Source organism: Methylobacterium sp. WL19, assembly GCF_008040005.1.
Classification (GTDB): domain Bacteria; phylum Pseudomonadota; class Alphaproteobacteria; order Rhizobiales; family Beijerinckiaceae; genus Methylobacterium; species Methylobacterium bullatum.
The window spans coordinates 1-2741 of record NZ_VRVC01000239.1; the positions used below are offsets into that span (position 1 = coordinate 1).

Annotated in this window: 4 protein-coding genes; 3 read left to right on the plus strand and 1 reads right to left on the minus strand. The window is 70.4% G+C overall.

Annotated features, from left to right (window positions below):
- Nucleotides 1-465, minus strand: a 465-nt coding sequence (locus tag FV220_RS24660; RefSeq protein WP_281406105.1) for a rhodanese-like domain-containing protein, incomplete at its 3' end; no start/stop codon positions are given.
- Between the two features lie 186 nt (nucleotides 466-651).
- On the opposite strand from FV220_RS24660, the gene FV220_RS24665 reads away from it, so the two are divergent.
- The 3 genes from FV220_RS24665 to FV220_RS24675 form a co-directional block, all read left to right on the plus strand.
- On the plus strand, nucleotides 652-894 hold the full coding sequence (locus FV220_RS24665) for a hypothetical protein (RefSeq protein ID WP_027174009.1): 243 nt from the start codon (nucleotides 652-654) through the stop codon (nucleotides 892-894).
- A gap of 2 nt (nucleotides 895-896) precedes the next feature.
- The gene (locus FV220_RS24670; protein WP_056141493.1) at nucleotides 897-1250 is read left to right on the plus strand and encodes a hypothetical protein; all 354 of its coding nucleotides are present in this window, start codon (nucleotides 897-899) and stop codon (nucleotides 1248-1250) included.
- 290 nt (nucleotides 1251-1540) lie between these two features.
- Nucleotides 1541-2741: DEAD/DEAH box helicase (locus FV220_RS24675; RefSeq protein WP_147833544.1), on the plus strand; the 1201-nt coding region annotated here is incomplete at its 3' end.

The following is a 2741-nucleotide window of genomic DNA, read 5'->3' on the forward strand; positions in this document are numbered from 1 at the left end:
GGCCACGGCCCCGTGGTCGAGGCGCGCGGAGAAATGGCGCCGGTCGCGGCGGGGGCCGTCGCCATCCTCGGTGGGACCGCCGGCGGCGAGCCAGGCCGGAAAGCCGCCCTCCAGGATCTGCACGTCGCGCACGCCGAAGGTGCGCAGCATCCACCAGACGCGGGGCGCGGAGAACAGGCCCATCCCGTCATAGACGACGATGTGCATGCCGTCGCCGATGCCGACCTCGCGCATGCGCGAGGCGAAGACCTCCGGCCGGGGCAGCATGTGCGGCAGGGGCGAGGTCTCGTCGCTCATGGCGTCGATGTCGAAGCGGATCGCGCCGGGGATGTGGGCGGCCTCGTATTCGGCTGCGGCATCGCGCCCCTGGGCGGGCAGGTACCACGACGCATCGAGCACGATGATGCCCGGTGCGCCGAGACGCTCCTTGAGCCAGCCGGTCGTGACGAAATGCGAAGGCGCCATGTCTGCTCTGTCCGATCATAAGGAGGTCGACGCCACTCAACCACATCCGCCCCCGGCTTGCACAGTCGCCGGCTCGCCGGGGCGGCACCTTGCGCACGCCCCATCTTGCACAGGCGCCACGTTGAGGCGAAAGCTCCCCGCAATGACCAGCCATCGCCACAGACGTCATCCGGAGGCCGCCCGATCGTGACTCCGCGCGAGACGTTCCACATCGAGATCCTCGGCTCCGACGACGAGGGCGAGGACCGCGTGCGCCAGCGCCTGTCGATCCGTGCCAGCGGGGCGGAGAGCGCCACGGAGCGCGCGCTCCTGCTGTTCGCGCGGGCACGGGCGCCGCAGCGCTCGGGCGGACCGGCCGAGGCGGTGCGCGTCATCGATGGGGCCGGGACGGAGGTGTTCCACCGGACCCGCTTCGACGAGACCGCCTGACCATGCGCCTCCTCGCGGCCCTCGGCGCGATGCTGCTGTTCGCCGGCCTGTTCGTGCGCAGCTACACCGTGCCTCCGGCTCCCGACCGGCGGGGCGGCACCACCCTGGCCCTGGCCTATCCCAACCGCGCCCTGTTCGGCAGCCCGCGCGGCGATTGCGTCGGCACGCCCCCGGACGAGGTGGTCATCGCCTGCCTGATCGGCTCCGTATCCCGGTTCCGCGCCGAATCGATGCCCCTCGTCCAGCTCCCGTTCTGCGGCACCTGCTACGGCCTGTCCCAGAGCATCGCCGCCCTCGGCCGCGACGAGACGGCGGTCCGGGCCAAGCTCGATCAGATGGCGCGCTACGGCTGGTAACCCCCGCGCCCGGCGAATGGCTCGGGCACCACGTTGACTTCGCAGGCGCGAAAGCGCATATCGCAGTCGCAGCGTCAGCGGCCGTGACAGGTTCGCTTGAGAGGGCTGCGTGACGGATCGCCGATTGCGCGTCAGCGCGGCCCAAGCGACCTGAGCCCCTCTCTTCAACGTGCATGCACCCGGATCGCCCCATCACGCGGGCGGCCTCCAGCTCAACGGACCAGCCCCTTCGACAAGACGGCCATCGTTTCGGTGGTGTCCGGCCGGTCCCGCTGCCTGAAAGTCTACCCTTGACCCAATTCACCGATTTCGGCCTCGCAGAGCCCGTTCTGCGCGCCCTGGATGAGGCCGGCTACAAGACCCCGACCCCGATCCAGGCCCAGGCCCTCCGCCCCGCCATGGAAGGCCGCGACCTCTGCGGCATCGCCCAGACCGGCACCGGCAAGACCGCGGCCTTCGCGCTGCCGATCCTGCACCGCCTCGCCCAGAACCCGCGCAAGGCCATCCGCCGCGGCTGCCGCGTGCTGGTGCTCTCGCCCACCCGCGAACTCGCCAACCAGATCGCCGAGAGCTTTTCCGACTACGGGAAATACCTGTCGTTCACCAACACCGTGGTGTTCGGCGGCGTCACCATCTCCCGTCAGGAGAAGGCGCTCGCCAACGGCGTCGACATCCTCGTCGCCACGCCGGGCCGCCTCATGGACCTCATCGAGCGCCGCTCGCTGACCCTCGAAGCCGTCGAGATCCTCGTCCTCGACGAGGCCGACCAGATGCTCGACCTCGGCTTCATCCACGCCCTCAAGCGCATCGTGAAGATGCTGCCGAAGGAGCGCCAGAGCCTGTTCTTCTCGGCCACCATGCCGAAGAACATCGCGGGCCTCGCCGACCAGTATCTCCGCGACCCGGTGCAGGTCGCCGTGACCCCCGTGGCGACCACCGCCGAGCGCGTCACCCAGGAAGTCATCTTCGCCCATACCGGCGCGAAGCAGGCCCTGCTCAACCACATCCTGCGCGACCCGAAGATCGAGCGCGTGCTCGTCTTCACGCGGACCAAGCACGGCGCCGACCGCGTGGTGCGCGGCCTGGAGAAGGTCGGCATCAACGCCTCCGCCATCCACGGCAACAAGTCCCAGCCGCAGCGTGAGCGGGCTCTCGCCGCGTTCAAGGACGGGTCCTGCCGGGTGCTGGTCGCCACCGACATCGCCGCCCGCGGCATCGATGTCGAGGCGGTGAGCCACGTCATCAACTACGACCTGCCCAACGTGCCCGAGAGCTACGTCCACCGCATCGGCCGCACCGCGCGCGCCGGGGCGAACGGGCTCGCCATCTCGTTCTGCAACGACGAGGAGAAGGCCTACCTGCGGGATATCGAGCGCACCACGCGCCAGAAGATCCCCGTCGGCGCCTTCCCCGAAGGCTTCAACCCGCCGACCCGCCAGGAGGCCGCCGAGGCCGCCCAGGCCGAGGAGCGCCGCCCGGACGGGCACCGGC